The following is a 25,890-nucleotide window of genomic DNA, read 5'->3' as shown; positions in this document are numbered from 1 at the left end:
CTTGGGTTCCGTCTAGGCCTCCAATTGCTTTCCGATCGGAAGCGAGCGGATACGTTTTCCCGTCGCCGCGAAGATCGCATTGATCAGCGCCGGCGCGAACGGCGGAACGCCGGGCTCGCCGACGCCGCTCGGCGGGGTATCTGATGCGGGCGGCACGATGTAGACGTTGGTCACAACAGGAGATTCATCCATCCTGACAACCTGGAAGTCGTCGAAGTTCTTCTGCTCGACCTTGCCGTCCTTGAAGGTGATCTCGCCGTATTTGGCGAGACTGAGCCCCATGATCGCGGCGCCCTCGATCTGCGAGGCGATGCGCTCGGGGTTGACATAGGTGCCGCAATCGATCGCCGTATCGACTCTCGGCACCATCAGCTTGCCCTTGTCGTCGATTGCGACTTCGACGATGGTCGCGATGTAGCTGACGAAGCTGCGGTGTACTGCGATGCCAAGGCCGTGGCCCTTTGGCACCTTGCGTCCCCACTCACCCTTCTCGGCGACCAGTTCGACCACCTTGCGCAAGCGCGCGGTGTCGATCGGGTAGCTGTCCTGGGGCTCGCCGTAGTTCCAGAGGTCTTTCACCTCCGGCTTGACGATGCGCGGGCTTCCGATCAGCGCGAGCAGCGTCTCCTTCTGGTCGCGGCCGGTCGCTTGCGCGATCTCGCCGACCATCGATTGCACCGCGAAGGCGCGCGGGATGTTCGAGACCGAGCGGAACCAGCCGATGCGGGTGAACGCCGCGGCTTCCGGGTTCTCACACGAGATGTTGGCGATCTCGAACGGCATGTCGACGAGGCCCATGCCGATCTCGAACGGAGCCTGGTGTACGGTCCCGGCGGCGAACGTCGAGGCGATGCTGGGGGCCACGCTGCGATGGCGCCAGGCGACCACCTTGCCGCTCTTGTCGAGGCCGGCCTCGATCCGCTCGACCGAGACGGTGTGCAGGAAGCCGTTATGGATGTCGTCCTCGCGCGTCCACTGCACCTTCACCGGTGCGCCGAGCTCTTTCGAGAGCAGCGCGGCCTCGAGCGCAAAGTCGCATTTCGACTTGCGCCCGAATCCGCCGCCGAGCAGCGTGACGTTGACCGTGACGTTGGCCTCGGGAATGCCGAGCGTCTTGGCGACGTCCTCGCGGGTGCCGCCGGGGCTTTGCACCGGCGCCCAGATCTCCGCCTTGTCGCCCTTGACGTCGGCGACCGCCACCGGCGTCTCCATGGCAACATGGGCGAGATGGGGAACGTAGTACTCGCCGACAATGACCTTGTCGGCGCTCTTCAAGGCGGCGTCCGCATCGCCCTCCTTGCGCAGGACGAGGCCGGGCTTGCGCGAGGCCTCTTCGAGCTCCTTGCGATAGGCGACGGAGTCGTATTTGCCGTTGGGACCGTCGTCCCAGGTCAGCTTCAGCGCGTCACGGCCCTTGATCGCCGCGCCGGTGTTGCGCGCGATCACAGCAACGCCGCCGAGCGGCTGGAACTTGGACGGCCACGGCCAGCCGCGCACCTGCATCACCTTCTCGACGCCGGGCACTTTCAGCGCTGCCTCGGGCTCGAACTTGACCAATTTGCCGCCGGTCACCGGCGGGCGGGCGATCACGGCATATTTCATGCCGGGCAGCCGCACGTCGGCGCCGTAATGCGCCTTGCCGGTGGTGATGTCGTGGAGATCGACGATGCCGACCTGGCCCTTGCCGAGATAGCGGAAGTTCTTGGGGTCCTTCAGCTTGAGGCCTTCGATGCTGGGCACCGATTCCTTGGCGGCGTCGGCAGCGAGTTCGCCAAAGCCGAGCTTCCGCCCGCTGGCGCTGTGGACGACCTCATGGTTGACCGCCTTGACCTCGGTGGCCGGTACGCCCCAGCGCTTTGCCGCGGCCTGTTCCAGCATGGTCCGTGCGGAGGCGCCGATCTGCCGCATCGGGATCAGATAGTGCCGCGTGCTGCGCGAGCCGTCAGTGTCCTGGTTGCCGAACTTGACCTCGTCGCCATGGGCCTGCTGAACCTTGACCCTGGACCAGTCGGCTTCCATCTCCTCGGCCACGATCAACGGCAGGCTGGTGCGCACGCCGGTGCCCATTTCCGAACGGTGCCCGACGATAGTGACGATGCCGTCCAGGGCGACCGAGACGAACACGCGCGGATCGACCACGACGCCATGCGGCATCTTTCCCGCACCGGTTTCATAGGCGAATGCCTGGCGTGACATCACCGGCGCGGCGAGCACGAAGCCGCCGGTGACGCCGAGGCCTTTCAGGATGCTGCGGCGCGAGACCTTCTCCACCCTGATGTTCTTTTCGAAGCCGCGAAGCTTGCTGGGATTGTCGATGAAATTCATGTCACACTCCCGTCGATGCGAGATGGACGGCGTTCTCGATGCGCTGGTAGCAGCCGCAGCGGCAGATGTTGCCGGCCATCCCTTCGCGAATCTGGTCGTGCGACGGTTTCGGGTTGTCCATCAGGAGGGCTGCAGCCTGCATGATCTGGCCGGCCTGGCAGAAGCCGCATTGCGGCACGTTGACCTGCCGCCAGGCCTTCTGCACCGGATGATCGCCGGTCGGATGCAGTCCTTCGATCGTGGTGACCTCGCGGCCGGCGACATCGTTGATCGACGTGATGCAGGCGCGCACGGCCTGCTTGTCGACGATAACGGTGCATGCGCCGCACAGGGCCTGGCCGCAGCCATATTTAGTGCCGGTCAGCCCGGCCTCGTCACGCAGAAACCAAAGTAGCGGGAGGTCCGGGTCGCCGTCCCAGCTCTGTTCCTGGCCGTTGATCTTCACCTTGATCATGATCGTCCCTCGCTCTTCATAAGCATGCCAAATTGAAATTGCGCCGACGCCGGTCGGCGACGGTTCGTGCGTCGTCTCGCCGCATTCCGCCGTCGTCCCACGCGGGCAAATCCCGAAAGGGGGCAGGAAGCCAATGGCGATGTCTGGATGTGCTCGATACCTCCCCCGTTCTTGTTCTTAATTGATTGAACTTCGCGCGGCATCGTGACGGCGCGATCGTAGCAGAGATCGCTCCGGCCCGGCATTCACAGCCGAGTGTTCACCGGGAAAAGATTGCATCGATGGTTTGTCAAAAGCAGGGCGCAGCTTCCTGCCGCGAGCTTGCGAAGCGGTCCAACCAACAAAAAGGCTTCGTCCGCCAGGATCACTGCACGGACGAAGCAGGATGCCTCAGTCGAGGGAGGGAGAAACGCAAGCACCGCGAGCTTCAAGCAGGAGGCGGGCGGTCCTGCGCAGTCATTCAGAGACCAGGACTGAGGAGCTGATGGCCCTCATGTACGCGTGGTGCAGACGTGGCGGCATCGCCGCAATGGTCCCGGGACAGGGGGACCGGTCCGGCTCGCTGGCGGTGGTGGGCGCCAGCGAGCCGATCGGGTTTGGCGAGGGCGCGACGGCCCCGCCCAGGCGGCCTTAGGCGGCTTTGGCTTTCGCGACGTGGGTCGCAATCGCGTCCATCAGCGCCGGCGACAAGCAGTCATAGGGCTCCAGCCCGATCTCCTTCAGCCGCGAACGGATGCCCGCCATCTGCTCCGGCTTCACGCCCGATTCGATCACCGAGGAAACGAAGGCGGCGAATTGCGGCGCCTGCGAGCCTTGCTCCTGGAACAGCTCGGGATGGATGAAGTCGAGGCCGTAGAACGGATGGCCCTTGTTCTCGATGCGGCCGTACATGTGGGTGCCGCAGGCCTTGCAGGCATAGCGTTGGATCACCGCCGACGAATCGACGATCTCAAGCTTGTCGCCGTTCTCAAGCACGCTGACGTTCTGGCGGGGTACCACGGCGACGACCGAGAAGGTCGCTCCTTGCGGCTTCCAGCACTTGGTGCAGCCGCAGGCGTGGTTGTGCGCGACGTCGCCCTTGATGCCGACCTTGACCGGATGATCCTTGCATTTGCAGACCAGCGTTCCGCCGGCAAAGCTGCCGCTGCCCTGTTTGAGGCCGTTGTCGATCGATGGATGGAGTGCAACAGTCATGGGTCGATCCTCCTTGGTGTGATGTCTGAGACCTAGAACACGACGACGGAACGGATGGATTTGCCCTCATGCATGAGGTCAAACCCCTTGTTGATCTCATCGAGCTTGAGCACGTGGGTGATCATCGGATCGATCTCGATCTTTCCGTTCATGTACCAGTCGACGATCTTCGGCACGTCGGTACGGCCGCGCGCACCGCCGAAAGCGGTGCCGCGCCAGTTGCGCCCGGTGACGAGCTGGAACGGGCGTGTGGCGATCTCCTTGCCGGCCTCGGCGACGCCGATGATGATCGAGGTACCCCAGCCGCGATGGCAGGCTTCCAGCGCCTGGCGCATCACCGTGGTGTTGCCGGTGCAGTCGAAAGTGTAGTCGGCGCCGCCGTCGGTGAGGCCGACGAGGTGCTGGACGATGTCGCCGGTGACCTTCTTCGGGTTGACGAAGTGGGTCATGCCGAACCGCTTGCCCCAGTCTTCCTTGGAATCGTTGATGTCGACGCCGATGATCTTGTCGGCGCCCGCCATCTTGGCGCCCTGGATCACGTTGAGGCCGATGCCGCCGAGGCCGAACACGACCACGTTGGAGCCCGGCTCGACCTTCGCCGTGTTGACGACGGCGCCGACGCCGGTGGTCACGCCGCAGCCGATGTAGCAGCTCTTGTCGAACGGCGCGTCCTCGCGGATCTTGGCGACGGCGATCTCAGGGAGAACAGTGAAGTTCGAGAAGGTCGAGCAGCCCATATAGTGGTAGATCGGCTTGCCCTTGTAGGAGAAGCGGCTTGTGCCATCAGGCATCACGCCCTTGCCCTGCGTCGCGCGGATCGCGGTGCAGAGATTGGTCTTCTGGCTGAGGCAGCTTTTGCATTGCCGGCATTCCGGCGTGTAGAGCGGGATGACGTGGTCGCCCGGCTTCACCGACGTCACGCCGGGGCCGATCTCGCGGATGATGCCGGCGCCTTCATGGCCCAGGATCGATGGGAAGATTCCTTCGCTGTCGAAGCCGTCGAGCGTATATGCGTCGGTATGGCAGATGCCCGTGGCCTTGATCTCGACCAGGACTTCGCCAGCCTTCGGTCCTTCCAGATCGACCTCGACAATCTCGAGCGGCTTCTTGGCTTCGAAAGCGACGGCGGCACGTGTCTTCATCGGTAACTCCTCAAATCCTCGTAGGATGCCAGGATGTCGTCGCGGCAATCCTGGCAACGTTCATTTATTGCCCATGCAGGCGTCTTCGGCCTTGGTGTAGGCAGGTGTCTTCTCTTCCTTTTTCGCGGGACGCTGCCGGCCCCAGGCTTCGTCGGAACGGGCGCGCAGATAGACGTAGAGATCGTCCATGTAGCAGGCAACGTTCGGGTTGTCGCCGAAGGCCGGCATGACGTTCTCCTGCGCGGTCGAAACGTTCTTGCGACCGGAGGCGATCACGCCGATGAAGTCGCCATAGCTCATCGACTTGATGGAATCCTTCAACGCCGGTGCGTAGGTCGATCCCATGCCATCGGGGCCGTGGCACACGTGGCAGTCCGAGTGATAGCGGCGGTATCCGGAATAAGTGAACCAGTCCACGGTGCCGTCAGCCGAAATCTTGTAGGTGGGGTTTCCTTCCTTATCGAGCCACTTGCCGTCGTCTTCCTTCTTCACGGCGGTCGGGTCGCCTGGACCGTCCGCGATCGCATTTCCTCCGGACGCAAGAAAGATCATCGTGGCTATGACAGAGCAGATTTTACGCAAGAGAGTTTTCCTCGAAGGAGCCCGGGGGAGACGAGCCGGCGCGTGGAGTTGATCCACGCGCCGGAGCGATGCTGAGCGAGGCCTAGTTCGGCAGCGCGAACACGGTCAGCGTACCGCCGAGCGCCGTGTAGTTGCTGAGGGCCGCGTAGCCACCGACGGCGCCGAGACCGGCGGTCGGATCGGTCAGACCTGCCGCCAGACCGATGCCGGCCCAGCCACCCACGCCGGAGAGCACGGCAACGTACTGCTTGCCATTGTTCTCATAGGTGGTGACGTTGCCGATGATGCCCGAAGGAGTCTTGAACTTGTAGAGCTCCTTGCCGGACTTGGCATCGACCGCCTTCAGGTAGCCTTCGAGCGTGCCGTAGAACACCACCCCGCCTGCGGTTGCGAGCGCACCCGACCAGACCGAGAACTGCTCCTTGTTCGACCAGACGATCTTGCCGGTCTTGTTGTCCCAGGCGATGAAGTTGCCCATATGGCTTTCACCCTGGGGCGGATACATCGAGAGCGTCGCACCCACATAGGGCTGGCCCGCGGTGTAGCTCACCTTGAACGGCTCGTAGTCCATGCAGACGTGGTTGGTCGGAACGTAGAACAGCTGCGTGTCCGGCGAGTAGGCTGCCGGCTGCTCGTCCTTGGTGCCGAGCGCGGCCGGGCAGATGCCCTTCACGTTGACGTCCTCGCCCGCCTTGTCGGTCGAAGCTGCGTCGAGCACCTTCGGACGGCCATAGGTCGGCGAGTTCTTGTCCATGTCGACGCCGGAGGTCCAGTTCACCTTCGGATCGTACTTCTCGGCGACCAGCAGTTCGCCGCTCTCACGATCCATGGTGTAGGCGAGACCGTTGCGGTCGAAATGGGTCAGCAGCTTGCGAGGCTGGCCATTGATCGGCTGATCCGTGAGGATCATCTCGTTGACGCCGTCATAATCCCATTCGTCGTGGGGCGTCATCTGGTAGACCCACTTGGCCATGCCCGAGTCTGCGTCGCGTGCGAAAATGGTCATCGACCATTTGTTGTCACCCGGACGCTGCTTGGGATTCCAGGTCGAGGGGTTGCCCGAGCCGTAATAGACCAGGTTCAGAGCGGGATCGTAGGAGATCCAGCCCCAGGTGCAGCCGCCGCCGATCTTCCACTGATCGCCCTGCCAGGTTTTCAAGCTGGAGTCGGGTCCGACCGGCTTGCCGAGCGCCGTCGTCTTGACCGGGTCCAACTTGATCTGGTCATCCGGACCCTCGGAAAAGGCGCGCCAGACCTGCTTGCCGCTCTTGAGGTCGTAAGCGGTGACGTGACACTGCACGCCGAATTCACCGCCGGAGATGCCGACCAGGACCTTGTCCTTGACGACCAGCGCGGCGGACGTACCGGTCTCGCCCTTCGCGGGATTGCCGTTGGTCGCCGACCAGGCCACCTTGCCCGTCTTGGCGTCGAGTGCGACGAGGTTGGTATCGGCCTGATGCAGGATGATCTTGCCGTCTCCGTAGGACAGGCCGCGGTTGACGGTATCGCAGCACATCACCGGGATGACATTCGGGTCCTGCTTCGGCTCGTACTTCCAGACGATCTTGTTCTCGTTGGAAAGGTCAAGAGCGTAGACCTTGTTCGGGAACGGGGTGTGGACGTACATCATGTTGCCGATGATCAGCGGGCCGCCTTCGTGGCCACGCAGCACGCCGGTCGAGAAGGTCCAGGCAACTTGAAGCTTCCCTACGTTCTGAGCGGTGATCTGGTTCAGCTTGGAATAGCGGGTATTGGCGTAGTCGCCCGCCGGCATCACCCAGTCTTTCGGGTTCTGCGACATCTTGATCAGCTCGTCATTGGCTGAAGCGCTGCCGACGGCGAGAGCCGCCGCGGAGCCAAGATAGGTCGCCAGTAGCACCTTGCGCATAGTTATTCCTCCGTTGGTCTCGTTTATTATTTCCGAAGCATTGTTCAATCACCGGGCTTCTCGTCCGGCGTCTGCTCGTGCAGGGCGGTCACGTTTGGGACCAGAAACGATGCTGTCCTGTTTCCTCCTCCTGATGAGAGCCACGGGTCCGCGGTGCAGGAGCGGCCCGTTCTTGTTGTTCCTCCCGCAATCCCTAACCGCTTCGTCACCGGGAAACTTGCCCAAGAGAGAAGCCGGTTTGCTTGACAGCGCACGGATACGAAGATTTTGATTTTGCGGTAGCGAATTCAGCGGCTTCCGCGCTGCCTCTGGACCGTCTTCAACGGTCAGGTTCCCCTTGACGGCGGTGCAACTAAGGCGGAGGATTAACCCTTAAGGGCGGCAACGGAACGATGGTGCGCGTTGCAACAGACCGCTCAAATTCGAGGTAAACGTCACGCAATCACGGCTGAGGGCTCCGGCAGCGCTGGTCGCGATTCGCGTCGAATTTCCGGATCAAACCAGCGGCTGGATTAATGTCCGACACAATTCACACGCTCTCGACCACCGGAATGACGCCGAAGCGGCAGATCCAGAGTTGGATCGACGGGCTGACGAGCCTGTGCGGGTATTTCGACGTCGATCCGCTGGAGGCGTCCTCGCTCGAGGGCCGTATCGACTACACCACGGTCTCGCGCCTGAAGCTCTGCCAGATCGAGGTGAGCCAGCATCGCATCGCTCACACGCTGGCGCGGGCGAAGAGCAATGAACACCCCTACATCAAGATCCACTTCCAGACCTATGGCGTGTCGTATTTCGAGCAGGAAGGCCGCCACATCGAAATCAATCCTGGCGACATCATCGCCTATGACGTCTCGTGCCCGCATTCGATCATCAGCCCCGCCTTCACGCGCCATGACGTCGTGATCGTGCCCAAGGCGCTGCTGCGCGACCGCGGATTTCCGTCGCAGCGGATGCCTGCGTGCAAATTGTCGGCGAAGACCGGGACGGGGCGGATCGCCCATGATTTCGTCCACGCGACCTTCGACGAGGCGGCAAAGCTGTCGGCGAACAGCGCGGTCGGCGTTGCCGATTCGCTGATCGACCTGCTGCTGCTGCCGCTGCGCGAGGCCGATACGATGTTCGATCGTGTCGGGCCCGAGGCGATGTATGTGCGCGCGCAGTTCTTCATCCGCGAGCACCTTCGCGATCCGGACCTGTGCATCGACCAGATATCGGCCGAGCTCGGCTGCTCCAAGCGCTATCTGCACATGCTGTTCTCGGAGCGCGGCACCACGGTGAGCGACTACATCTGGCAGGCGCGTCTGCAGAACTGTCGTCAGGAGCTCGAGGCTCACGCCGGCAAGACCATCACCGACGTCGCGTTTTCCTGGGGCTTCTCTAGCTCATCGCATTTCAGCCGCGTGTTCCGGAAATATTTCGGCGTGGTGCCGTCTTCGATCCACAAGGCGCAACAGAGCGCGGCGAGCGCGGACGAGCATTAGGCGGCCGCGCTGCGGCCGAGGCGCCGGCAGGGGGGCCTTGTCACGTGCCGGCGGCCGCGATGTCTCTCAAGCCGACGCGGCCATGTAGGGAATGCTGGCCACGAGAACGACGAGCAGCACCGCGTTTCCCAGCATTCCGCTCCAGTGCAGCCGGCGCAGTCGCCGCGGGGCTTCAGCATCGCCGGCGTCCCTCGCGCTGAGCTGGTCATCCATCCGCCGCATGAACCAGGCGCGCCCCCAGATCGCCATGGCTGCGATCAAGCCGACACCCATCGCGGCCATCAGGCGACCTTCGAGCAGCAAAGCCACCGTCCCGATGACGCCGGCGACGCGCATCACCAGAAAATGGGCGTTGAACATTCCGCGCAACAGCTGGGCGACGGGTTGGATATCGAGCCGCACCAGCAGAAAGGCGGGCGAGGCAAGCGTGAAATAGCTCATCGGAAAGAGCAGGATGATCATCACGGCGACGGCGACGGCATCTGGTGTCATGCGCTCGGCCTTTCCCGTCCGCGCCGGCCGGAGCTCCGGCAGGGATCGCACAATCATAGCGGGAAAATGCGTGTTCGACACTAGGCTTTGGTCGGACACCGGGCCGCGAAGCAGACCGGCGCGTTGCGCCGTGCCTCGAGGTCAGGCTGGCTCGAGACCGAGCGACTTTGCGCTCTCGATCCAGATCGGCAGCTCGCGCTGATACAGCTCGTTGGTTTCCTTGAAACCGATCGCAGGCTCGAGCACGAAAGTGGCGAGGACTTCCTTGACCTTCGCATCGTTGTTGGCTGCGACGCAGAGCTCGGCAAGACGGTCGACGATCGGCTGCGGCGTCGCCTTCGGCACCGCCCAGCCGGAGAAGCCGCTCACGGTGAAGAATTTCGACGTCGCGCCCTGCTCGGGGAGCGTCTTGACATTGGGAATCGCGCCGACCTTCTTGGAATGCACGGCGAACACGGTGCCGCGATCGCTTTGCAGGACGGATTGTGCGGCAGTAAAGCTGCCCATCGCGGCATCGAGGGTGCCCTCCAGCATCCCTGTCCACATCGGGGCTTCGCCGCGGTAATGGACCGGCTCGATCGAAAGGCCGTATTGCTTGTTGAGCTCGCTGATCGTCATGTGGGGAGCCGAGCCCGCGCTGTAGGTGCCGAAGTTCACCTTGCCGCTCTTGCGCGCGAAGGCGACGAAATCCTCCAGCGTCTTGACGCCGGTTTTCGGGTTCGCCACCAGCAACAGGCCGGCGCCGGGAATGACGCTGACGAGGGTCAGATCCCGGTCCATGTCGTAGCCGGGATTCTTAACGACCACGCGGTTCATGATGTAGGTGGTCGAGATCGAGCACAACATGGTGTGTCCGTCGGGCTCGGCGCGGGCGACTTCTGCCGTGCCGATCGCGCCGGAGGCGCCGGGCTTGTTCTCGACAACAACGGTCTTGCCGACCTGCTTGGCGATGAATTCGCCATAGGCGCGTGCCAAGAGGTCGGTCTGTCCGCCGGCGGGATAGCTGCAAATCATGCGGATCTGCCGCGACGGCCACGCAGCCTGCGCTGAGGCGCCGCGCGCGACGAAAGGCATCGCGAGCGCGCTGGTCCCGGCGGCGACGAAGCGGCGGCGATCGAGCTTTGCAGACATGGTTTCCTCCCCGGTTCGTGCCGAGGGTACTGCATCGAGCCGTCTCTGCCATGGTCGACAGGCGAGACAGATTGGCGCATTGGACGGACGGCGTCGTGTTCGCCTCATCCGGGCGGTCGCGCCTTCCGCATGATTCGCAGCCAGACGATCTCGGTCAGGGCCACCGCAACGAGGCCGAAGGTGCCGCCGATCAGCACGTTGGCGACACGCTCCTCCGCGATGCCGCTGGCGCCGCCGGCACAGGAGGCGGCGAGCGCAATGAAGAAGCAGCGCAAGCCAAAGCCGACGACGTAGCGGGAGAACGAGATCAGGGTGAGCGTGGCCGCGAGCACTGCGAGCGCGTAACCGACCCGGCTTTGCGGCAGCGCGATGCCGGCGAGGAAGCCGAGCGGCACGCCGACGAGCGCGCCGATCGCGCGCTGCTTCAGCTTGCCGGTCGACGCGGAAAGGTCACCGACGATCACGCTTGCCGCCGACCACATCACCCATTGCCCCTGAGCGAGATCGAAGATCTCGACCAGCGCCGCCGCGGCGAACACCGCCATGGCGGTCGCGCTTGCCGGCACAAACCACTCGGCCGCGGACAGGCCGAACGATGCCGCAGCGCCACCGCCGCATCGCCGCTGGTCGGAAATCCGGATGGCGCAGACCAGCGCCAGCGCGATCGGCGACGACAGGAGCATCATTCCGGCGTGACGCCATGCTTCCGCGGCGCTCACGCCCTCGCGCACCTCGCAGGCCAGATAAACGGCGGGGATGAACACCCAATTGCCGAGCGTGCGGAAATGTTCGCCATAGCGCGTCACTGCCACGGCAAGAAAGCCGGCAAATGCCGTCAGCACCACGAATAGCGGCTTGACGGGGGTTGCGAGGAAGAGAACGGCAAAGGTGACGAGAATGGCCAGGTAATGCCAGGCGATCACTTTCGGGGCCAGCTGCAGCCTGAGCGCGGGAATCAGCAGCGAGACCGCGATCAGTCCGAGATTGAGCAGCGCCGTCTCGCGTGAAGCGAAATAGGCGGCGACAAGCGGGCCAACGACGATCAGCGCCCGCAGGAGCTCGCCGGTCTTGATTTCGCGAGAGAGGACGTCGCGCAAGCCGGCGGCGAACGGGGCGTTCAAGATGGCACCGAAGGTCGAATGAAACGCCGGCATCATACGGTTCGTGGCGCCGCTAGGCCAGTCGAGGCCGTTGTGTTCCGCCGCCAACCGCATCGTCATTCCGGGGTCGCCCTGCCGACGCCCCGGAATGACGAAATCTCACCGCTGAATGATCTTCATCCAGACATCGCCGAGGATGGCGGGCTCGCGTGGCGGCAGATAGGTGAGGCCGGCCTGCTTGCCGAGTTCGGCGATCTTGCCTTCGGCGGCAAGCTGGCCCAGCGCCATGTTCACGGCCTCGATCAGTGCTGGATCGCTGGCAAGCCCGACATAGCCGCGATTGGCGCCGATCGGATAGTAATAGCCGGACGCGGTGATTGCCGTATCAGGCTGGGCGGCGCGATGGGCATCGAGGCGCGCAAGGTCGATCAGCGTCGCGTCATAGTCGCCGCGCTGGAGCGCGCCGAAGAGGTCGTCGCGGCCGGGCACGAGATGGGTGATGTTGTCGATCAGGCGCCCTTTGTCGAAGGTCATCAGGATGGCATCGCCGAGTGAGCCGCTTTCGATGACGAGGCGCAGTCCGGCGAGATCGCCGATGTCGCCGATCTTGCGGCCCTTCGCCTTCGGCCCGAGCACCACCGTCATCGGCGAGTAAACATAGGGCTGGCTCGGCGCGAGTACGCCGAGTTCGACGCGGCGACGCCGGTCCTCGCGCTTGGCCCCGGCGAAATCGGGCAGCCGCGCCGTCTTCATGCCGGGCTTGACGAGAGAATCCGTCGTCAGCGCATAACCGCCGACCAGCGCGCAGCGGCCGTCCGAGAGCAGCGCATTGGCCTCGAGCTGTGGGCTGGAATCTTCATCGAGCTTGCTCTCGAACCACTGGATCGTCAGCGGCCGCCGCAGGCGCTCGGCAACCGCCTGCGCCAGCAGCACGTCGAAGCCTGCAGCCGCCTTGCCCTTTTGATGCACTGACAGCGGCGGCCGGTCCTCGTCGAGACAGATCCTCAGCGGTTCCTCGGCCGCGCGCGCGACAAGAGGCGCTGCCATGAGGATCGCGGCAGCGCTCCAGGCGGCGAGCGAGCGTCTCATGGCTTTCTCCGGCTGGAGACGAAGGCCCAGAGATTCCCGATCTCGTCGTCGCTGAGGATGTCCGCCCAGGGCGGCATCTTGTTGTTCTTGCCGTTCTTCACCGTGGTGACGAAGCGCGTCTTGTCGTCGGGGATGGCGCGCAGGTCCGGCGTGATGGTGCCGGAGTTCATCAGATTGGGGCCGTGGCAGTGCGAGCATTTCGAGGCGTAGGTCGATTTTCCGTGGTCGATCTGCGCCTGCATGGAATTGCCGGTGGCGTCGTCCGCGGCACGAACGGTCGCCGCAAGCGCGACCGTCAGTACCGCGACGGCGGCGAGCATCGCCGCCGTCTTGTGAGATGTTTCTTTCAGCATCGTGCCTGTGGTTACTTCTTGACCGCAAAGACCCACAGCGAACCGCCGGGTGGCACCTGAGCCAACCGCTCGTCGCCGGAGAACAGCGAGTAGACGCCGCCATAGCCGCTCGTCACGGCGACGTACTGCACGCCGTCCTGCTGCCAGGTGACCGGCTGTCCCTCGATGCCGGAGCCGGTCTGGAACTGCCAGAGCTTCTTGCCGGTGTCGGCGTCGAAGGCCTCGAACTCGCCGGTTAGCGCGCCCGAGAACACGACGCCTCCGGCCGTCGACAGCACGCCCGAGAAGCGCGGAATGTCGCTCGGCGCTTCCCACTTCGATTTGCCGGTCATGGGGTCGATGGCCTTGAGATGACCGCGCGGCCCGTCGCCGTACTCCCAGAGGTCGGTCAGGTCCATGCCGAGATACCATTCACCCTGCTTGTAGGTGACGGGCTCGGTCTTGTACCTGCCGCCGAAGGCGAGCGTGTTGGCATAGGCAAGGCCGGTTTGCGGGTTGAACGACATCGGCTCCCAGTTCTTGCCGCCGAGGATCGACGGATAGACGACGACCTTCTTGCCCTCGCGCGCATCCTTCGACACGTCGGTTTCGATCGGACGTCCCGTCTTCATGTCGATACCGGTCGCCCAGTTGACCTTCACGTAGGGGTTGGCCGCGAGCAGCTTGCCGTTGGTGCGGTCGAGCACGTAGAAGAAGCCGTTGCGGTTGGCATTCATCAGCGCCTTGGTCGGCTTACCCTCGACGTTCACATCGGCGAGCACCATCTCGGCCACCGCGTCGTAGTCGAACGGATTGTTCGGCGAGAACTGGTAGTGCCACTTGATCTTGCCGGTCTTGGGATCCATCGCCAGCACAGAGCAGGTGTAGAGATTGTCGCCCGGACGCACCGCCGAGTTGAACGGGCCGGGGTTACCGATGCCCCAATAGACCGTGTTCAGCTCGGGGTCATACGAGCCGGTGATCCAGGTCGAGCCGCCGCCGAGCTTCCAGGTGTCGCCCTTCCAGGTGTCGCCGCCGGGCTCGTCCGGCGAGGGGATCGAATGGGTGCGCCACAGATGCTTGCCGGTCGCCGGATCCCAGCCGTCGATGAAGCCGCGGGTGCCGAACTCGGCGCCGGAGATGCCGGTGATGACCACGCCCTCGGCGACCAGCGGGGCCACCGTCATGGAATAGCCTTCCTTGATGTCGGCCGCCTTCTGCCGCCATAGCTCCTTGCCGGTTTTCGCGTCGATCGCAATCACGTTGGCATCGAGCGTCGTACGGAATAATTTGCCTTCGTGGATCGCGACACCGCGATTGATGATGCCGCAGCAGACGATTCGGGGCGTCTCGGCGGGATATTCGATCTTGCTCTTCCAGATCTGCTTGCCGGTTTTGACGTCCACCGCCATGGTCGCATTGTGCGTGGTCACGTAGAGCACGCCCTGATAAACTATGGGTTGGGACTCCTCGCTGCGATCGTCATTGAAGGAGTAGTTCCAGACCGGGACGAGGTTCTTGACGGTGTCCTTGTTGATCTGGTTCAGCGTCGAGAAGCGCTGAAGATTGTAGCCCATCCCGTAGTTGAGAACGTTCGATGTATCGGTCGCGCCCTTGACCAGCTGCTCGGTGGTCTGCGCGCTTGCACAAGTCGACGCAAGCATGACGAGGCTCGCGGCCATCGCAAAGCGTTTCATCCGTTCCTCCCAATATGCGCGCCTTTTGACGCTGCGGGAGCAACACTCCGCCCGAATGCAAAACCCGTCAATACGAAAGTCGTAAGTGCGATGCTTATATGTTGAACGCCAGGTGCCGCTCACCTGACGGAAACCTTACAACGCGCTCGCACTTGTGCGCAGACGCTGGAAAAATTCCGCGACGCGAGGCACGCTCGTTTGGCGCCGGCAGGGTTCCGCGAGTTGTAGCGCGCGCAGGTTGTAATTTCCGGCTTGAACCGGAGCTCGTTTGTGGACTTATGTTGGTTCGATCCCGTTCGTATCGCGTTTCTCAGGAGGTTTCGATGATGTTACGTCGCTCGATTGCACTTGCGTTCACCATTGGATTCTTGTCCGGTCCGGCCGTCGCGGCATCCGGCAATGCCGTCAAGATGTTCGATACCGACAATGACGGCACGCTCGATCTTGCCGAGGTGAAGAAGGCGGCCAGCGCAATGTTCGCCAAGCTCGACCCCGATCGCGACGGCACCCTCGATGCGCGCGAGTTGCGCGGGCGGTTGTCGGCGAAGGAGCTAGCCGCCGCCGATCCTGATCGCGACGGGACCCTCACGCTCGACGAATACCTGGCCGTGGTGGAGCAGCGCTTCAATGCGGCCAATCCGGACAAGGACGGGACGCTCGATGCAAAAGAGCTGAACGCGCGGGCGGGCCGTGCGCTGGTCCGGCTGCTGCGCTGAACCTGTCAGCTGCCAGGAACCTGGTTCCGACAGGAACATCGGGCTGCTCGGCCTGTTCTCCTCGCGAGTCCTGCTCGGCGCCGGGGCAGCGCGGCGGGAGAAGAGGAGAAGCAGATGAACACGAAACGTTCCGTTCTTGCTGCCTGCACGATTCTAACGTTGAGCGCGGGCGTCGCCGTCGCCGGCCCGTGCAACACCGGTAGCGCCAGCACCGACAAGGATGCCGGCTCTGGTCCGGTCACCGTTGGCTCGGCGCAGCCACAGAGCTCATCGAGCGAAACCGGTCAGCATCCGCCGACCAGCACGATGAATCGCGCCAGCAGCGGCGCGGCTGCCTCGTCGGAGGATGCCCAGCGGCAGATGCAGAGCCAGCCAACCGCGGCGGATAGCGCGGGAGGTGCCAAGCCCAACACGCAAACGGCAGGCAAGGACTGCTGACGCGGCGCAAGTCGTGCCGGTTCGAACGTGGTGTGCCGGGCAAGGTCGCGTCGTTCAGCTCCGTGCTTGACCAAGAGCGAACTGGCCTTGTCCGAGAGAGAAGTGCGGCCGCGAAGAATCGACACAGACGCGTTCGGCATTCGAATCGGCGCTTGAACTGCAGGGGGCACAGCCCTAGGTTTTGCCCCGCGCGATATCGCGCTCAATACCTTGGGAGACCCCGAATGGCTTGGAAAGCTCCGAAGATCGTGGAAGTGCCGGTCGGCATGGAAATCAACATGTACGCCTGCGCTGCGCGCAAGTAAGACTGACGACCTGCCGCGGCTTCGACGGCAAACGCCGCCGAAGCCGTGGCAGTGTCGGACCATCGCCTGCCAGCGCAAGCTACATGTGGGCGGCTTCAATCCTCTCTCATCAGAATCTGGATCGCGTTCTGCGGCAGTGTGTTACGCTGATCCCTGGTCAGCGTCGCATCAGGTGACGCACGCGTTCGGGGCAGGGAATGCGCGGCGGGGCTCGCAGATTCGGGGTGGCGATTGCGTGCATGGCCGCGCTCGCACCGGCGTGTGTCAGTGCCGAGGAGGGCTTCGATACCGAGCACATCTTCGGCTTCATGATCGGTACCGATATCGGCAATGTCGGCGAGCGCGAGTTTGAGACCCAGACGACGGGGAGCTTCGGCAAGGGCGGCGGCACGTATCGCGCCCTCGAGCACGAGGTCGAGATCGAGGTGGTGCCGCTGCCGAATCTTCGCGTCGAGCTCGGCGCGACCGCCAGCCTGCACGACATCACCGGCGTCCCCGACATCGACGACCGCCGCCAGGTCAACTTCCAGGGCGCCTCGCTCGACCTGCGCTATCGCCTGCTCAACCGCGAGCAGGCGCCATTCGGCCTGACCGTCGCCGCAGAGCTCCACGGCAACCGCATCGACGAGACCAGCGGGGCGAAGGGACGGATGTACGGCACCGAGTTCACGCTCGCCTTCGACCGCGAGCTCGTTCCGAACTTCGCCATCGCGGCGCTCAATTTGATCTATCAGCCGGAATGGGCGCGCTTCGAGATGGCGGGCTTGTCCGAGAAGAGCTCGACGATCGGCGCAGCGTTCGCCGGCCTGGTACGCGTACGGCCCAATGTGCTGCTCGGCGGGGAGATGCGTTATTTTCGCCAATACGAAGGCATCGGCCTCGGCGAGTTTTCCGGCCAGGCCCTGTTCGTCGGCCCCACCGCCTATGTCCAGCTTTCCGAGCGCTCGCGGCTGACCTTGAGCTGGAGCATGCAGGCCTGGGGACAGCCGGCCGGTTCATCCGCCCATCTCGACCTCGTCAATTTCGAGCGCCATCAGGCCAGATTGGTGTTCGGGGTCAATTTCTAGCTCTGGATCGCCTGTTCCTCGGGCGAGAGGGGCCCCATGCGCCCGCATGATTGAAACTTCTTCCTCCTTGCAACGTAACCTTTCGTGCTAATCTCCATCGGCCGCTGCGAGAGGATCCCGGCATGAACCCGATTGACCTGGTGGTGACTGTGTGTGCGGTGCTCTCGCCTGCGACCTGCGAGGAGCAGCATCTGATGTTCAACTATTCGGGGTCGCCGCGGCAATGCGCGATGGCCGCGCCGCCCTATATCGCGCAATGGGTCGGCGAACACCCGAAGTGGCATGCGGTGCGCTGGCGCTGCGAATACCCGCACCCGAACGACAAGGCTTAACGCCGGCGGACAGCCGCCGCGCTACTTGGTGCAGTCCTTCAGATCCTTGTCGGCGATCGAGAACACCGCATCCGCCCTGATCTCGATGTCGCGGACAATACACTGCCGCGCGTTGGGATAGCTGACCTTGGCATCGTAGCGGCCAGGCTCGACGCCGATGATGCGCAGCCGCTCGTCGTGGTCGACTTCCTTGTCCTTGTCGTTCAGGCATTGGTTCGGGCCCCAGTCGGTCTTGCCGGCCGGCGAGAGCTGGAAACCCGAGATCGTCTCCGCCGTCAGATTCCAGAGCCGGATGCCCTTGCCCTTGGTCTGCGCGGCGGCTTCGCCGGCAAGCGTCAACAACGCGATCAAAGCCAGAACCCCACGCATCAGCCAGTCCTCCCAAAGGCGCGCCTTCATTCCCTGATCAGGCGTTCGCGGTTCTTTGCCTTGTCGAAATTCTTGGCGCGGTCAAGGCCGTTCGGTGCGATCAGCTTCGCCGAGACGAGATCAGCGCCATCGAAATCGGCGTCGATGACGATGGCGCCGGTCAGATCGGCCCCACCGAGTTGGGCATTCTTCAGCGATGCACCGCTCAGGTCGGCGCCCCTGAGGACCGCGAATTCGAGGTCGACGCGCGACAAATCGGCGTTGCGCGCGTTCAGCCTTTCCAGATTGGCGGATCTCAGCACCGCGCGCATCAGTCCCATCGACTGGTTGCGCATGTCGGCACCGAGATGCGCATCCGCGATCGACGTGCCGACCATGCTCGCGCCGGTGAGATCTGCAGTGATGCGCGCACCGGTCAGATCGGCGCCGTCGAGGCGTGCACGTGCCATCTGTGACGCGAACAAACTGGCGCCCTTCAGGCTCGCGCCCGTGAGGTCTGCATCCAGCAGCCACGCCTGATCGAGGATCGCCCCATCAAGCCGGGCGCCGGCGAGTTTCGTCTTGTTGAGCCGTGCCGCACGGAGAATTGCGTTGGTCAGGTCGAGACCACCGAGATCGAGCCCCGATAAGCGCTTGCCGGTCAAATCGGCGGGTGCGCCGGCGCTCGCTTTGGCCAGCGCGGCCTCGAGCTCCTGCCGGCTCATCTCGGCAGAGACCATGGCGGGTGACGTCAGATCGAGATCGCGCATCATGTCCTGCGCGCGCGCCGTTGTCGCGAGCAGAGCAAGGCCAAGCGCCGTCAGGGCGATCGTTCGCGTCATCAGCAGACTCCGCTGCGCCCCAATCTAGCACGCGCCTTGCGCGATTGCCTATGAGGCATCCCGCCCGGTGCCGTCGTCGCCTTGGTCCGCCTGGACGCGCCGCGCAAGCCCGGCCTTGATCGCCGCAATCTCAGCCTCGCCGCGTGCGTCGCGCGGAATGGCGATCGGCACTTCCTGCAGGATGCGAGCCGGCCGTGGCGACAGGAAGATCAGGCGGTCACCGAGCCGGATCGCATCGTCGAGGCTATGGGTGACGAGCAGCGTCATCACCGGACGGCTCGCCACCAACGTCGCGATCTCGTCGCGCAGGCGGCCGGCGAGCGCGTCGTCGAGCGAGGCGAGAGGCTCGTCGAGCACCAGCAGATCGGGCTCGACCGCGAAGGCGCGAGCCAGTGCCACGCGCCGGGCAAGGCCCAGCGACAGTTCGCCGGGGAAGTGGTCGCGATGCGCCTCCAGCTCCAGGATCCTGAACAGCTCGGCAAGCTTGGCATCGGTGACGTCAGGGGCAGCCAACCGCACGTTCTGCTCGACCGAGCGCCACGGCAGCAGCCGCGGCTCCTGGAACACCATGCCGATCCGGGCCTGCGGCGGGCGTGCGACGTGTCCCTGGAATTCATGATCGAGCCCGAGGATGATGCGCAGCATGGTGCTCTTGCCGCAGCCGGAGGGACCGATCAGCACGCCGACCTCGCCAGATTGGAGCGCGAATTTGACCGGAGCCAGCACCTCGTGCGTTCCGCCCGCGGCGCTCCTGAACGTCTTGCCCGTGATCTCGACCTCAAGCCGCACGGGGGCGCCACCGTGTTGCGCGGGCTTCGAACGGCTGCACCAGCAAGGTTTCTATGACAAGCACGACGGCGGCAAATGTCAGCGAATAGGCGAGCAGCCGCGGCGTGTCGAACAGCTGGAAGGCGACGCCGATCTCGAAGCCGACGCCGTTCGGGCGTCCCAGGAGCTCGGCGACCAGTACGATCTTCCACACCAGCGACAGGCCGGAGCGGGCGGAGGCCGCAATATACGGCGCGAGCTGCGGCAGCACGACATGGCGGAAGGCGCGCCAGCGCGGCATCGCGAACACGCTCGCCATCTCGTCGAGCGAGCGGTCGAGCGCGCGGGTGCCCTCGCGCAAGGTGACGATGGCGGTCGGCAGCTTGTTGATGGCGATCGCCGCGATCGCGGCGGCCTCGGTGAGGCCAGCCCAGATATAGGCCAGCACGATCACGACCAGGGCGGGCAGATTGAGTAGCAGGATCAGCCAGGGATCACCGAGCCGGTCGGCAAGCTTGACCCGTCCCATCAGATAGCCGATGGCGCTGCCGAGCGACATCGCCAATGTGAAGGCCAGCGCCACGCGCGCCAGCGTGGCTCCGAGATGCAGGAAGAGCGCGCCCGATGAAGCTTCCGCGATCATCACCTGGAGCACGGCCGGCGGGGAGGGCAGCTTTGCGCCGCCGACGAACAGCGCGGCGATCCACCAGGTTGCGAGGAGTAGGGCGAACGAGAGAAGTCGCAGCAACTCAGTCTCCGGGGACCGCGTGATAGAAGGTGCCGGGATCGAGCTCGGCCGCCGATCCCACAAGATCGCGGCCGCCGATCTCGGCGAGCACGCGGTAGAGCACGCGCGCATCCGCCTCCTCGTCGGCAATGCTCCGGCGCGGGATGCCGTCGCGATAGCGGTCGCGGTAGGTCTTGAGCATGACTGGATCGCTGGTGCCGGTGAGCGGCGCGATCTTGTCCCAGGCCGCGTCCGAGGTGACCAGCAAGTCCTTCGCCTTGCGAGTCATCGCGATGAAGCGCGCCACGGCGTCGTGATGGCTTGCCGCCCAGTTCTCGTCGAAGACATAACCGACCGCCGCGACCGCGCCCTTGGCGCCGAGCTTCGGCAAAATGTCCTCGATGCCGGCGAGGCGGCGAAAGCCCTTGGCCTCGAGCTGCGCACAGAAATTCCAGAAGTTGAGGCTCGCATCCATCTCGCCGTCGAGCGCCTTGGCGGCGATCAGGGGTGGGGCGCCATAGACGATGGTCGCCGCGGACTTCAGGTCGATGCCGTCCTGCTTCATGCGTGCCTGGAGCAGCAGCCAGCTCTTGTCGATCGCGCCGCCGGCCACGGCGAGCTTGCGCGCCTTGAGATCCGCGAGCGTCTTGATCGGCGAATTGGGCGGCACCATCACCGCGCCGAGCGCGCTGGAGTAGGGATAGAAGGTGAGCTTGGCGCCGAGTGTGCGCTCGCGCGACACCCACAGCCAGTCCGACAGGATGATGTCGGCGCTGCCTGCGCGCATCGCGATCTTGCCGGCCTCGGTGCTCGCGAGCTCGGTGACCTCGAGCGACAGGTCGGCCTCCTTGTCCAGGCTGCCCGCGCGGATCGCGGCCAGCTCCCAGGAGAATGTTCCGGTCTTCTGCACCGCAAGGCGGATGGTCTCCGCGGCGCGGCCGGGTGCGGCTAGCGTCAACGCCAGCGTCACCGCGAGCGCAAATGTTCGACCAGAAGCTCTCATCACCTTGTGAGCCGTTTCCTCTGACAGAGTGCTTTTCAGGACAATACGCATAGCATAGCTTTGGTCGCAACCAGCGGGAGGATGCGCATGAAACTGGCGGGACAGCTACGACCGATTGTCGCCGCATTGACGGTATTGACGGCAACCGCGTGCGCGGCGCAGGCCGAGGAGGCCAACGATTATCCGACGTCGGCGCGCGCAGAGTATGTCTATGGCTGTATGAAGGCCAATGGCGAGACGCGGTCTGCGATCGAGCGATGTTCCTGCTCGATCGACGTGGTGGCCTCGATCGTGTCCTATGAGCGTTACGTCACCGCGGAGACCGCGCTCAGCATGTCACAGGTGCGCGGCGATCTCGGCGTCCCGTTCCGCACCTCCGAGCAGGCCAATTCGGCCGTGAATGATTTGAGGCGTGCGCAGGCGGAAGCCGAGGTGAGGTGTTTCTAGCAGCTTCCGAGGCAACCGCGCATTCTTCCTTCTCCCCTTGTGGGAGAAGGTGGCGCGAAGCGCCGGATGAGGGGTGTCTCTCCTCATGCTCGGGCGTTTGAGAGTATCGTTCGCGGAGACAAACCCCTCACCCGTCTCGCCGCTTAGCGGCGAGCCACCCCCTCCCACAGGGGGAGAGGGTAAGCGAAGGCCTTTACGTCCCCGGCTTTTCCACGTCCCACTCATTGCGGAACACGTGACCGTCCGTGTCCTTTGCCTCCGCGCGAAAGCGCTTGGCGCCGTTTGAGACATAGGTGAAGCGCAGATTGGGATCTTCCGAGATCGAGATGCCGCCTTCCATCGATAGCACAGGGCTGTCGTCCTGCGACAGCTTGAGCTCGTTGATGAAGAAGGCTGGGATGTAGAGCTGCGTGACCTGGTCCATCTGCAGCCCGGAATTGTTGGGATGGCCGATCATGATCTGCGCCTCGCGCACGCGGCTCGCCGGCGCCTCCTCACGTGCGAATTGCCGGTAGCGCATCTGGCCGAGCCGGTTCCTGGCTTCCTCGATGTTCTTGCCCGCCGGTGCCGAGCAGCCGCCAGAGGCCTTCACGTAAACTTTCGAGACATAGAGCTGGCCGTCACTGAGTTCGGCCACTGCGTGCACGTCGGTGTAATTGTTGACGCGCACGCGCGTCGAGATCTCCGTGACATTGGCATCCGGTCCGAGCTCGAACTTCGCCGCCATCGGCGCAGGATTGCGGTCGATCACCAGCGTGATCGAACGGATGCGCCGGCTATCGCCGGGCGACAGCTTGCTGCGCAGGGTTACCGGCACGATGGCGGCGTCCTCGGCGCGATACGGCATCTCAATGCCGATGACGGCGCTGCCGTCGTTCATTGGACGGTTGCTGAAGATGTCCTGCACCAGGCCCGGCCAGGGATCGTCGGCCTCTTCAGCCAGCGCCGGCATCGCGAAGGCGATGCCGAGCAGGAGGGCGGCGAGAGTCAGGCGGCGTGTCCATCCCGTCATGGTCATGGTCCTGCGGACGATACGTTCGGTGCAGCCTAGCGCGCCCGCTACTCCCATTCAATTTCCGAGAATGCTGCGGTTGCGTTGCGGGCGTTATAGTCCTCGAACAGCTCCCACCGCGGCCGTTCCGATGCGGCGGCTTTGTCGGCAGCGGCTCGGATCGGCTCGCCCTTCTTGTTGAGCGCGCGGACGTCGGACAGCAGCGTCGACAAATAGCGCCGTTCATCGGCCAGTGCGGCGGGCCAGTCGCTCACGGGACCGTGACCGGGAACGACGCGCAGCGCCGGGATGGCCTCCAACCCCTTCAGCGTGTCGAGCCAGCCGCGGATGCTGCCGTCCATGACCGGAATGTGGCGGAGAAAGACGAGATCGCCGGCGAACAGCGTCTTGGTCGTCTCGTCGAGCACGGTTAAATCGCTGTCGCTGTGCCCGGCCGGCCAGGCGCGCAGGGCCACTCGCCGCGACCCGAGATCCAGAATCATCGTTTCCGAAACCAGCAGGGTCGGGGCAATGATCTTCACGGGATCGATCAACTCGCTGCCCATGATGCGGCGAAAATTGTCGAGATAGAAAGGCCCGCGTGTCGCGAGCGCCTGCGGAAGCTTGTGATGGCCGACGAAAGTGGCGTTTCCGGCGGCGAAGGCCGCGTTGCCGAAAACATGATCGGGATGGCCGTGGGTGTTGATGACGTAACGGATCGGCTTGGGCGTCTTCGCCCGCACGGCGGCCAGCAGCGCCTCGCCTTCGCGCAGGCTCCCGCCGGTATCGATCACCGCCACCGCGTCGTCGCCCACGATGAAGCCGATATTGGCGATGCCGCCCTCGTTGTCGTGGGTCATCAGGGCGATGGTCCCGGAGTGTACGAAGATTCCCGGCGCGACTTCGCTCACAGGCAATTCGGCCGCCCCGGCGCGTGCTAGCGTCGCTATCCCCAGCAGGGACAAGGCTGAGACTATTGAAGCGATGCGAGACACTTTTCTGCCTCAGTTTAAAGGGTTCGCCGCATTGCACTGCAACAAGAAAAGCCAACGCCAAGTTGGCAAACATGGCGCGTCATGCGTTGCATGGATAGCATTCAAACAAAACGAGGAGGAAGCGCGATGACGGAGGCCGGACGACATCGTCGCTGGTTGTTTTCACTGTGGATCCTGGTTGCGTCCTGCGCATTCGGCGATGTTGCCATCGCGCAGACGAACGAGACCGGCGACCTCTCCTTCGAACTGGTCGACCCAACAGTGCTGCGCGTCTGCGCGGATCCACGCAATCTGCCGTTCTCCAACGAGAAGGGCGAGGGGTTCGAGAACAAGCTCGCCGAGTTTCTTGCGGACAAGCTCCAGAAGAAGCTCGACTACGTCTTCTTCCCGCAGGCGACCGGCTTCGTGCGCATGACGCTGGGCGCGCATCGCTGCGACGTCATCATGGGCTTCCCGCAAGGCGATGACCTCGTGCAGGGCACCAATCCCTACTACCGCACGACCTATGCGCTGGTCGCCAAGGCCGGCAGCGGACTTGAGAATGTCGATACGCTCGAGGATCCGAAGTTGAAGGGCAAGCATGTCGGCATCGTCGCCGGCACGCCGCCGGCGACCAACTTGGCGCTTGCGGGCCTGATGGGTGACGCAAAACCCTATCCGCTGATGATCGACACGCGCTTCGACAATTCGGCGCAGGCCATGATCGACGATCTCACCGCCGGCAAGATCGATGCCGGCGTGCTGTGGGGCCCGATGGCCGGCTACTACGCGAAGAAGGCTGGCGCCTCGCTTCATGTCACGCCTCTGGTGAAGGAAACCACCGGGCCGAAACTGGTCTATCGCATCGGCATGGGCGTGCGTCCCGCCGACCAGAACTGGAAGCGGCAACTGAACAAGGTGATCCAGGAGAACCAGGGCGAGATCAACAAGATCCTGCTCGACTTCGGCGTCCCGCTGCTGGACGAAAGCAACCGGCCACTCGGTGCGGAGACGGTCAAGAAGACGCCATGAGGCGGCATCTTGCCGTTGCGCTGCTCGCTGCCGTTCTGGCAGGGCAGGCCGTTCTGGCAAAGCAGGTTTTGGCGCAGCAGCAGGAGCCGTTCGAGCCCGATGGATATCGCTCCGACAATTACCGCGCGCCGGTGCCGGCGACGCTTGCCGGTGCGCGCGTGCTGGAAACGACAGAGGCCGAAGCGATTTGGCGTGCAAAAGGCGGCGCCTTCATTGACGTGATGCCGCGCCCGCCGAAGCCGAAGAATCTGCCGGCAGGCACCGTCTGGCGCGATGCGCCGCGCAGGAACATTCCGGGCAGCATCTGGCTGCCCGACACCGGCTACGGCACCCTGCCGCCGGCCATGGACGATTATTTCCAGCGCGGCCTTCAACGCGCCTCGCGCGGCGACAAGTCAGCGTTGCTCGTGATCTATTGCCTTGCCGACTGCTGGATGTCCTGGAACGCGGCCAAGCGCGCGCTGGCGTACGGCTATTCCAACATTGCGTGGTACCCGGACGGTACGGACGGCTGGGAGGGCGCCAAACTCCCGACGGAGGACGCGCAGCCGGAACCGCGCCCGGACCAATAGCGTTTGGATGCAAGCGATTGGATGCAGGTGCCGAGCCTCTCCCCGTGACGGGGAGAGGCGGACGCAGTACTATTTCTGCTTCTGCAGCTTCGTCAGCGTGCCCGTGCCGTTCGTCTCGGTGGCCGTATAGCTCACCCTGTCGCCGGCATGGACGGCGTCCAGCATTGCGGCGTCCTTTGCCTTGTATTCCTGGAGCGCGCCGGCGCTCCCTGTGCCGGCCCCGACAGTGCCTGTCTGCGTCTGCTGGATCGAGATCGTGCCGTTGAGCCGATCGATCCGCGTGACCATTCCGGTCATGTCATCGGCAAGCGCGCTGGTTGCGAGCATGCTGAGGGCCGCAGCGCCCGCGAAGATGAATCTTGTGGTTCCCATCGAGGCCTCCCGACGTCTTGGAGTTCACTTCGACAAGCCGTCCGAA

At 64.0% G+C, this 25,890-nt stretch carries 29 protein-coding genes; 9 read left to right on the top strand and 20 right to left on the bottom strand.

The features are described 5' to 3' along the window. Positions 1 to 12 precede the first annotated feature (12 nt). The 6 genes from HAP40_RS27760 to xoxF5 all read right to left on the bottom strand — a co-directional run bounded on the left by HAP40_RS27760 (position 13) and on the right by xoxF5 (position 7,585). Entirely contained in the window at positions 13 to 2,325 is a 2,313-nt protein-coding gene (locus HAP40_RS27760) for a xanthine dehydrogenase family protein molybdopterin-binding subunit (protein WP_166814758.1), read from the bottom strand. Position 2,326: 1 nt separating this feature from the next. After that, entirely contained in the window at positions 2,327 to 2,779 is a 453-nt protein-coding gene (locus HAP40_RS27755; protein ID WP_166814759.1) for a (2Fe-2S)-binding protein, read from the bottom strand. 630 nt (positions 2,780 to 3,409) lie between these two features. Further along, positions 3,410 to 3,973 (bottom strand): S-(hydroxymethyl)glutathione synthase, encoded by a 564-nt coding sequence (gfa, locus tag HAP40_RS27750; RefSeq protein WP_166814760.1) that lies wholly within the window; start codon positions 3,971 to 3,973, stop codon positions 3,410 to 3,412. A 32-nt stretch (positions 3,974 to 4,005) separates the two neighbouring features. Next, on the bottom strand, positions 4,006 to 5,115 hold the full coding sequence (locus HAP40_RS27745) for an S-(hydroxymethyl)glutathione dehydrogenase/class III alcohol dehydrogenase (RefSeq protein WP_166814761.1): 1,110 nt from the start codon (positions 5,113 to 5,115) through the stop codon (positions 4,006 to 4,008). Positions 5,116 to 5,175: 60 nt separating this feature from the next. Then, a complete protein-coding gene (locus HAP40_RS27740; RefSeq protein ID WP_166819335.1) occupies positions 5,176 to 5,667 on the bottom strand; it encodes a c-type cytochrome, methanol metabolism-related in 492 nt (163 codons plus the stop codon). Between the two features lie 112 nt (positions 5,668 to 5,779). After that, positions 5,780 to 7,585: a lanthanide-dependent methanol dehydrogenase XoxF5 gene (gene xoxF5 / locus HAP40_RS27735; protein ID WP_166814762.1), complete on the bottom strand. Its 1,806-nt coding sequence runs from the start codon at positions 7,583 to 7,585 to the stop codon at positions 5,780 to 5,782. A 515-nt stretch (positions 7,586 to 8,100) separates the two neighbouring features. On the opposite strand from xoxF5, the gene HAP40_RS27730 reads away from it, so the two are divergent. After that, entirely contained in the window at positions 8,101 to 9,069 is a 969-nt protein-coding gene (locus tag HAP40_RS27730; RefSeq protein WP_166814763.1) for a helix-turn-helix domain-containing protein, read from the top strand. Positions 9,070 to 9,135: 66 nt separating this feature from the next. Here HAP40_RS27730 and HAP40_RS27725 read toward each other — a convergent pair whose 3' ends face one another. The 6 genes from HAP40_RS27725 to HAP40_RS27700 all read right to left on the bottom strand — a co-directional run bounded on the left by HAP40_RS27725 (position 9,136) and on the right by HAP40_RS27700 (position 14,910). Then, positions 9,136 to 9,561, bottom strand: coding sequence for a hypothetical protein (locus HAP40_RS27725; RefSeq protein WP_166814764.1), 426 nt, complete (start codon positions 9,559 to 9,561; stop codon positions 9,136 to 9,138). Positions 9,562 to 9,702: 141 nt separating this feature from the next. Beyond that, on the bottom strand, positions 9,703 to 10,692 hold the full coding sequence (locus tag HAP40_RS27720; RefSeq protein ID WP_166814765.1) for a Bug family tripartite tricarboxylate transporter substrate binding protein: 990 nt from the start codon (positions 10,690 to 10,692) through the stop codon (positions 9,703 to 9,705). A gap of 104 nt (positions 10,693 to 10,796) precedes the next feature. Next, positions 10,797 to 11,912 (bottom strand): FUSC family protein, encoded by a 1,116-nt coding sequence (locus tag HAP40_RS27715; protein WP_246741301.1) that lies wholly within the window; start codon positions 11,910 to 11,912, stop codon positions 10,797 to 10,799. A 39-nt stretch (positions 11,913 to 11,951) separates the two neighbouring features. Continuing rightward, complete coding sequence (locus HAP40_RS27710) at positions 11,952 to 12,881, bottom strand: substrate-binding periplasmic protein (RefSeq protein ID WP_166814766.1); 930 nt, start codon at positions 12,879 to 12,881, stop codon at positions 11,952 to 11,954. Further along, a complete protein-coding gene (locus HAP40_RS27705) occupies positions 12,878 to 13,234 on the bottom strand; it encodes a c-type cytochrome (RefSeq protein ID WP_166814767.1) in 357 nt (118 codons plus the stop codon). The genes HAP40_RS27710 and HAP40_RS27705 overlap by 4 nt, the downstream gene beginning before the upstream one ends. An 11-nt stretch (positions 13,235 to 13,245) precedes the next feature. Then, positions 13,246 to 14,910, bottom strand: a complete 1,665-nt coding sequence (locus HAP40_RS27700; RefSeq protein WP_166814768.1) for a methanol/ethanol family PQQ-dependent dehydrogenase — start codon at positions 14,908 to 14,910, stop codon at positions 13,246 to 13,248. A gap of 323 nt (positions 14,911 to 15,233) precedes the next feature. On the opposite strand from HAP40_RS27700, the gene HAP40_RS27695 reads away from it, so the two are divergent. The 5 genes from HAP40_RS27695 to HAP40_RS27675 all read left to right on the top strand — a co-directional run bounded on the left by HAP40_RS27695 (position 15,234) and on the right by HAP40_RS27675 (position 17,768). Further along, positions 15,234 to 15,626, top strand: coding sequence for an EF-hand domain-containing protein (locus HAP40_RS27695; RefSeq protein WP_166814769.1), 393 nt, complete (start codon positions 15,234 to 15,236; stop codon positions 15,624 to 15,626). A gap of 114 nt (positions 15,627 to 15,740) precedes the next feature. Continuing rightward, positions 15,741 to 16,064 (top strand): hypothetical protein, encoded by a 324-nt coding sequence (locus tag HAP40_RS27690; RefSeq protein ID WP_166814770.1) that lies wholly within the window; start codon positions 15,741 to 15,743, stop codon positions 16,062 to 16,064. A gap of 224 nt (positions 16,065 to 16,288) precedes the next feature. After that, a complete protein-coding gene (gene pqqA / locus HAP40_RS27685; RefSeq protein ID WP_012029362.1) occupies positions 16,289 to 16,369 on the top strand; it encodes a pyrroloquinoline quinone precursor peptide PqqA in 81 nt (26 codons plus the stop codon). 197 nt (positions 16,370 to 16,566) lie between these two features. After that, positions 16,567 to 17,436: a hypothetical protein gene (locus tag HAP40_RS27680; RefSeq protein ID WP_166814771.1), complete on the top strand. Its 870-nt coding sequence runs from the start codon at positions 16,567 to 16,569 to the stop codon at positions 17,434 to 17,436. Between the two features lie 122 nt (positions 17,437 to 17,558). After that, positions 17,559 to 17,768: a hypothetical protein gene (locus tag HAP40_RS27675; RefSeq protein WP_166814772.1), complete on the top strand. Its 210-nt coding sequence runs from the start codon at positions 17,559 to 17,561 to the stop codon at positions 17,766 to 17,768. 21 nt (positions 17,769 to 17,789) lie between these two features. Here the strand turns inward: HAP40_RS27675 and HAP40_RS27670 are convergent, their stop codons facing one another. From HAP40_RS27670 to HAP40_RS27650, 5 genes are read right to left on the bottom strand one after another with little or no spacing between them, the layout of a single operon-like run. Next, on the bottom strand, positions 17,790 to 18,137 hold the full coding sequence (locus HAP40_RS27670) for a hypothetical protein (RefSeq protein ID WP_166819337.1): 348 nt from the start codon (positions 18,135 to 18,137) through the stop codon (positions 17,790 to 17,792). Between the two features lie 26 nt (positions 18,138 to 18,163). Further along, positions 18,164 to 18,958: a pentapeptide repeat-containing protein gene (locus HAP40_RS27665; RefSeq protein WP_166814773.1), complete on the bottom strand. Its 795-nt coding sequence runs from the start codon at positions 18,956 to 18,958 to the stop codon at positions 18,164 to 18,166. Positions 18,959 to 19,006: 48 nt separating this feature from the next. Then, positions 19,007 to 19,747 carry an ABC transporter ATP-binding protein gene (locus tag HAP40_RS27660; RefSeq protein WP_166814774.1) on the bottom strand — a complete coding sequence of 247 codons (741 nt, stop codon included), beginning with the start codon at positions 19,745 to 19,747 and terminating at the stop codon, positions 19,007 to 19,009. Then, the gene (locus tag HAP40_RS27655; protein ID WP_166814775.1) at positions 19,737 to 20,474 is read right to left on the bottom strand and encodes an ABC transporter permease; all 738 of its coding nucleotides are present in this window, start codon (positions 20,472 to 20,474) and stop codon (positions 19,737 to 19,739) included. The genes HAP40_RS27660 and HAP40_RS27655 overlap by 11 nt, the downstream gene beginning before the upstream one ends. Position 20,475: 1 nt before the next feature. Next, positions 20,476 to 21,456 carry an ABC transporter substrate-binding protein gene (locus tag HAP40_RS27650; RefSeq protein ID WP_166814776.1) on the bottom strand — a complete coding sequence of 327 codons (981 nt, stop codon included), beginning with the start codon at positions 21,454 to 21,456 and terminating at the stop codon, positions 20,476 to 20,478. Positions 21,457 to 21,543: 87 nt separating this feature from the next. On the opposite strand from HAP40_RS27650, the gene HAP40_RS27645 reads away from it, so the two are divergent. Further along, a complete protein-coding gene (locus HAP40_RS27645; protein ID WP_166814777.1) occupies positions 21,544 to 21,903 on the top strand; it encodes a hypothetical protein in 360 nt (119 codons plus the stop codon). 193 nt (positions 21,904 to 22,096) lie between these two features. On the opposite strand, the gene HAP40_RS27640 is transcribed toward HAP40_RS27645, so the two are convergent. Together HAP40_RS27640 and HAP40_RS27635 are read right to left on the bottom strand one after the other, a co-directional pair. Next, complete coding sequence (locus HAP40_RS27640) at positions 22,097 to 22,915, bottom strand: quinoprotein dehydrogenase-associated SoxYZ-like carrier (RefSeq protein WP_166814778.1); 819 nt, start codon at positions 22,913 to 22,915, stop codon at positions 22,097 to 22,099. A 47-nt stretch (positions 22,916 to 22,962) separates the two neighbouring features. Further along, entirely contained in the window at positions 22,963 to 23,889 is a 927-nt protein-coding gene (locus HAP40_RS27635) for a quinoprotein relay system zinc metallohydrolase 2 (protein WP_166814779.1), read from the bottom strand. A 126-nt stretch (positions 23,890 to 24,015) separates the two neighbouring features. On the opposite strand from HAP40_RS27635, the gene HAP40_RS27630 reads away from it, so the two are divergent. Beyond that, positions 24,016 to 24,900: a substrate-binding domain-containing protein gene (locus tag HAP40_RS27630; RefSeq protein ID WP_166814780.1), complete on the top strand. Its 885-nt coding sequence runs from the start codon at positions 24,016 to 24,018 to the stop codon at positions 24,898 to 24,900. Further along, a complete protein-coding gene (locus HAP40_RS27625; protein ID WP_166814781.1) occupies positions 24,897 to 25,472 on the top strand; it encodes a PQQ-dependent catabolism-associated CXXCW motif protein in 576 nt (191 codons plus the stop codon). The genes HAP40_RS27630 and HAP40_RS27625 overlap by 4 nt, the downstream gene beginning before the upstream one ends. A gap of 69 nt (positions 25,473 to 25,541) precedes the next feature. Here the strand turns inward: HAP40_RS27625 and HAP40_RS27620 are convergent, their stop codons facing one another. After that, entirely contained in the window at positions 25,542 to 25,844 is a 303-nt protein-coding gene (locus HAP40_RS27620) for a copper-binding protein (protein ID WP_166814782.1), read from the bottom strand. Positions 25,845 to 25,890 lie beyond the last annotated feature (46 nt).

This window comes from Bradyrhizobium sp. 1(2017), assembly GCF_011602485.2.
Taxonomy (GTDB): domain Bacteria; phylum Pseudomonadota; class Alphaproteobacteria; order Rhizobiales; family Xanthobacteraceae; genus Bradyrhizobium.
Note: the sequence above shows the minus strand (reverse complement) of the source record. Positions and strands in the feature narration are given on the sequence as shown.

Bases quoted from the DNA above. Each gene is read 5' to 3' on its own strand.
- HAP40_RS27760 (WP_166814758.1), bottom strand. From the start codon at position 2,325: ATGAATTTCATCGACAATCCCAGCAAGCTTCGCGGCTTCGAAAAGAAC.
- HAP40_RS27670 (WP_166819337.1), bottom strand. From the start codon at position 18,137: ATGCGTGGGGTTCTGGCTTTGATCGCGTTGTTGACGCTTGCCGGCGAA.
- HAP40_RS27645 (WP_166814777.1), top strand. From the start codon at position 21,544: ATGAAACTGGCGGGACAGCTACGACCGATTGTCGCCGCATTGACGGTA.
- HAP40_RS27620 (WP_166814782.1), bottom strand. From the start codon at position 25,844: ATGGGAACCACAAGATTCATCTTCGCGGGCGCTGCGGCCCTCAGCATG.
- HAP40_RS27680 (WP_166814771.1), top strand. From the start codon at position 16,567: ATGCGCGGCGGGGCTCGCAGATTCGGGGTGGCGATTGCGTGCATGGCC.
- HAP40_RS27755 (WP_166814759.1), bottom strand. From the start codon at position 2,779: ATGATCAAGGTGAAGATCAACGGCCAGGAACAGAGCTGGGACGGCGAC.
- xoxF5 (WP_166814762.1), bottom strand. From the start codon at position 7,585: ATGCGCAAGGTGCTACTGGCGACCTATCTTGGCTCCGCGGCGGCTCTC.
- HAP40_RS27740 (WP_166819335.1), bottom strand. From the start codon at position 5,667: ATGATCTTTCTTGCGTCCGGAGGAAATGCGATCGCGGACGGTCCAGGC.
- HAP40_RS27730 (WP_166814763.1), top strand. From the start codon at position 8,101: ATGTCCGACACAATTCACACGCTCTCGACCACCGGAATGACGCCGAAG.
- HAP40_RS27700 (WP_166814768.1), bottom strand. From the start codon at position 14,910: ATGAAACGCTTTGCGATGGCCGCGAGCCTCGTCATGCTTGCGTCGACT.
- HAP40_RS27625 (WP_166814781.1), top strand. From the start codon at position 24,897: ATGAGGCGGCATCTTGCCGTTGCGCTGCTCGCTGCCGTTCTGGCAGGG.
- HAP40_RS27715 (WP_246741301.1), bottom strand. From the start codon at position 11,912: ATGACGATGCGGTTGGCGGCGGAACACAACGGCCTCGACTGGCCTAGC.
- HAP40_RS27640 (WP_166814778.1), bottom strand. From the start codon at position 22,915: ATGACGGGATGGACACGCCGCCTGACTCTCGCCGCCCTCCTGCTCGGC.
- HAP40_RS27745 (WP_166814761.1), bottom strand. From the start codon at position 5,115: ATGAAGACACGTGCCGCCGTCGCTTTCGAAGCCAAGAAGCCGCTCGAG.
- HAP40_RS27705 (WP_166814767.1), bottom strand. From the start codon at position 13,234: ATGCTGAAAGAAACATCTCACAAGACGGCGGCGATGCTCGCCGCCGTC.
- HAP40_RS27675 (WP_166814772.1), top strand. From the start codon at position 17,559: ATGAACCCGATTGACCTGGTGGTGACTGTGTGTGCGGTGCTCTCGCCT.
- HAP40_RS27650 (WP_166814776.1), bottom strand. From the start codon at position 21,456: ATGAGAGCTTCTGGTCGAACATTTGCGCTCGCGGTGACGCTGGCGTTG.
- HAP40_RS27690 (WP_166814770.1), top strand. From the start codon at position 15,741: ATGAACACGAAACGTTCCGTTCTTGCTGCCTGCACGATTCTAACGTTG.
- HAP40_RS27695 (WP_166814769.1), top strand. From the start codon at position 15,234: ATGATGTTACGTCGCTCGATTGCACTTGCGTTCACCATTGGATTCTTG.
- gfa (WP_166814760.1), bottom strand. From the start codon at position 3,973: ATGACTGTTGCACTCCATCCATCGATCGACAACGGCCTCAAACAGGGC.
- HAP40_RS27725 (WP_166814764.1), bottom strand. From the start codon at position 9,561: ATGACACCAGATGCCGTCGCCGTCGCCGTGATGATCATCCTGCTCTTT.
- pqqA (WP_012029362.1), top strand. From the start codon at position 16,289: ATGGCTTGGAAAGCTCCGAAGATCGTGGAAGTGCCGGTCGGCATGGAA.
- HAP40_RS27665 (WP_166814773.1), bottom strand. From the start codon at position 18,958: ATGACGCGAACGATCGCCCTGACGGCGCTTGGCCTTGCTCTGCTCGCG.
- HAP40_RS27710 (WP_166814766.1), bottom strand. From the start codon at position 12,881: ATGAGACGCTCGCTCGCCGCCTGGAGCGCTGCCGCGATCCTCATGGCA.
- HAP40_RS27720 (WP_166814765.1), bottom strand. From the start codon at position 10,692: ATGTCTGCAAAGCTCGATCGCCGCCGCTTCGTCGCCGCCGGGACCAGC.
- HAP40_RS27630 (WP_166814780.1), top strand. From the start codon at position 24,016: ATGACGGAGGCCGGACGACATCGTCGCTGGTTGTTTTCACTGTGGATC.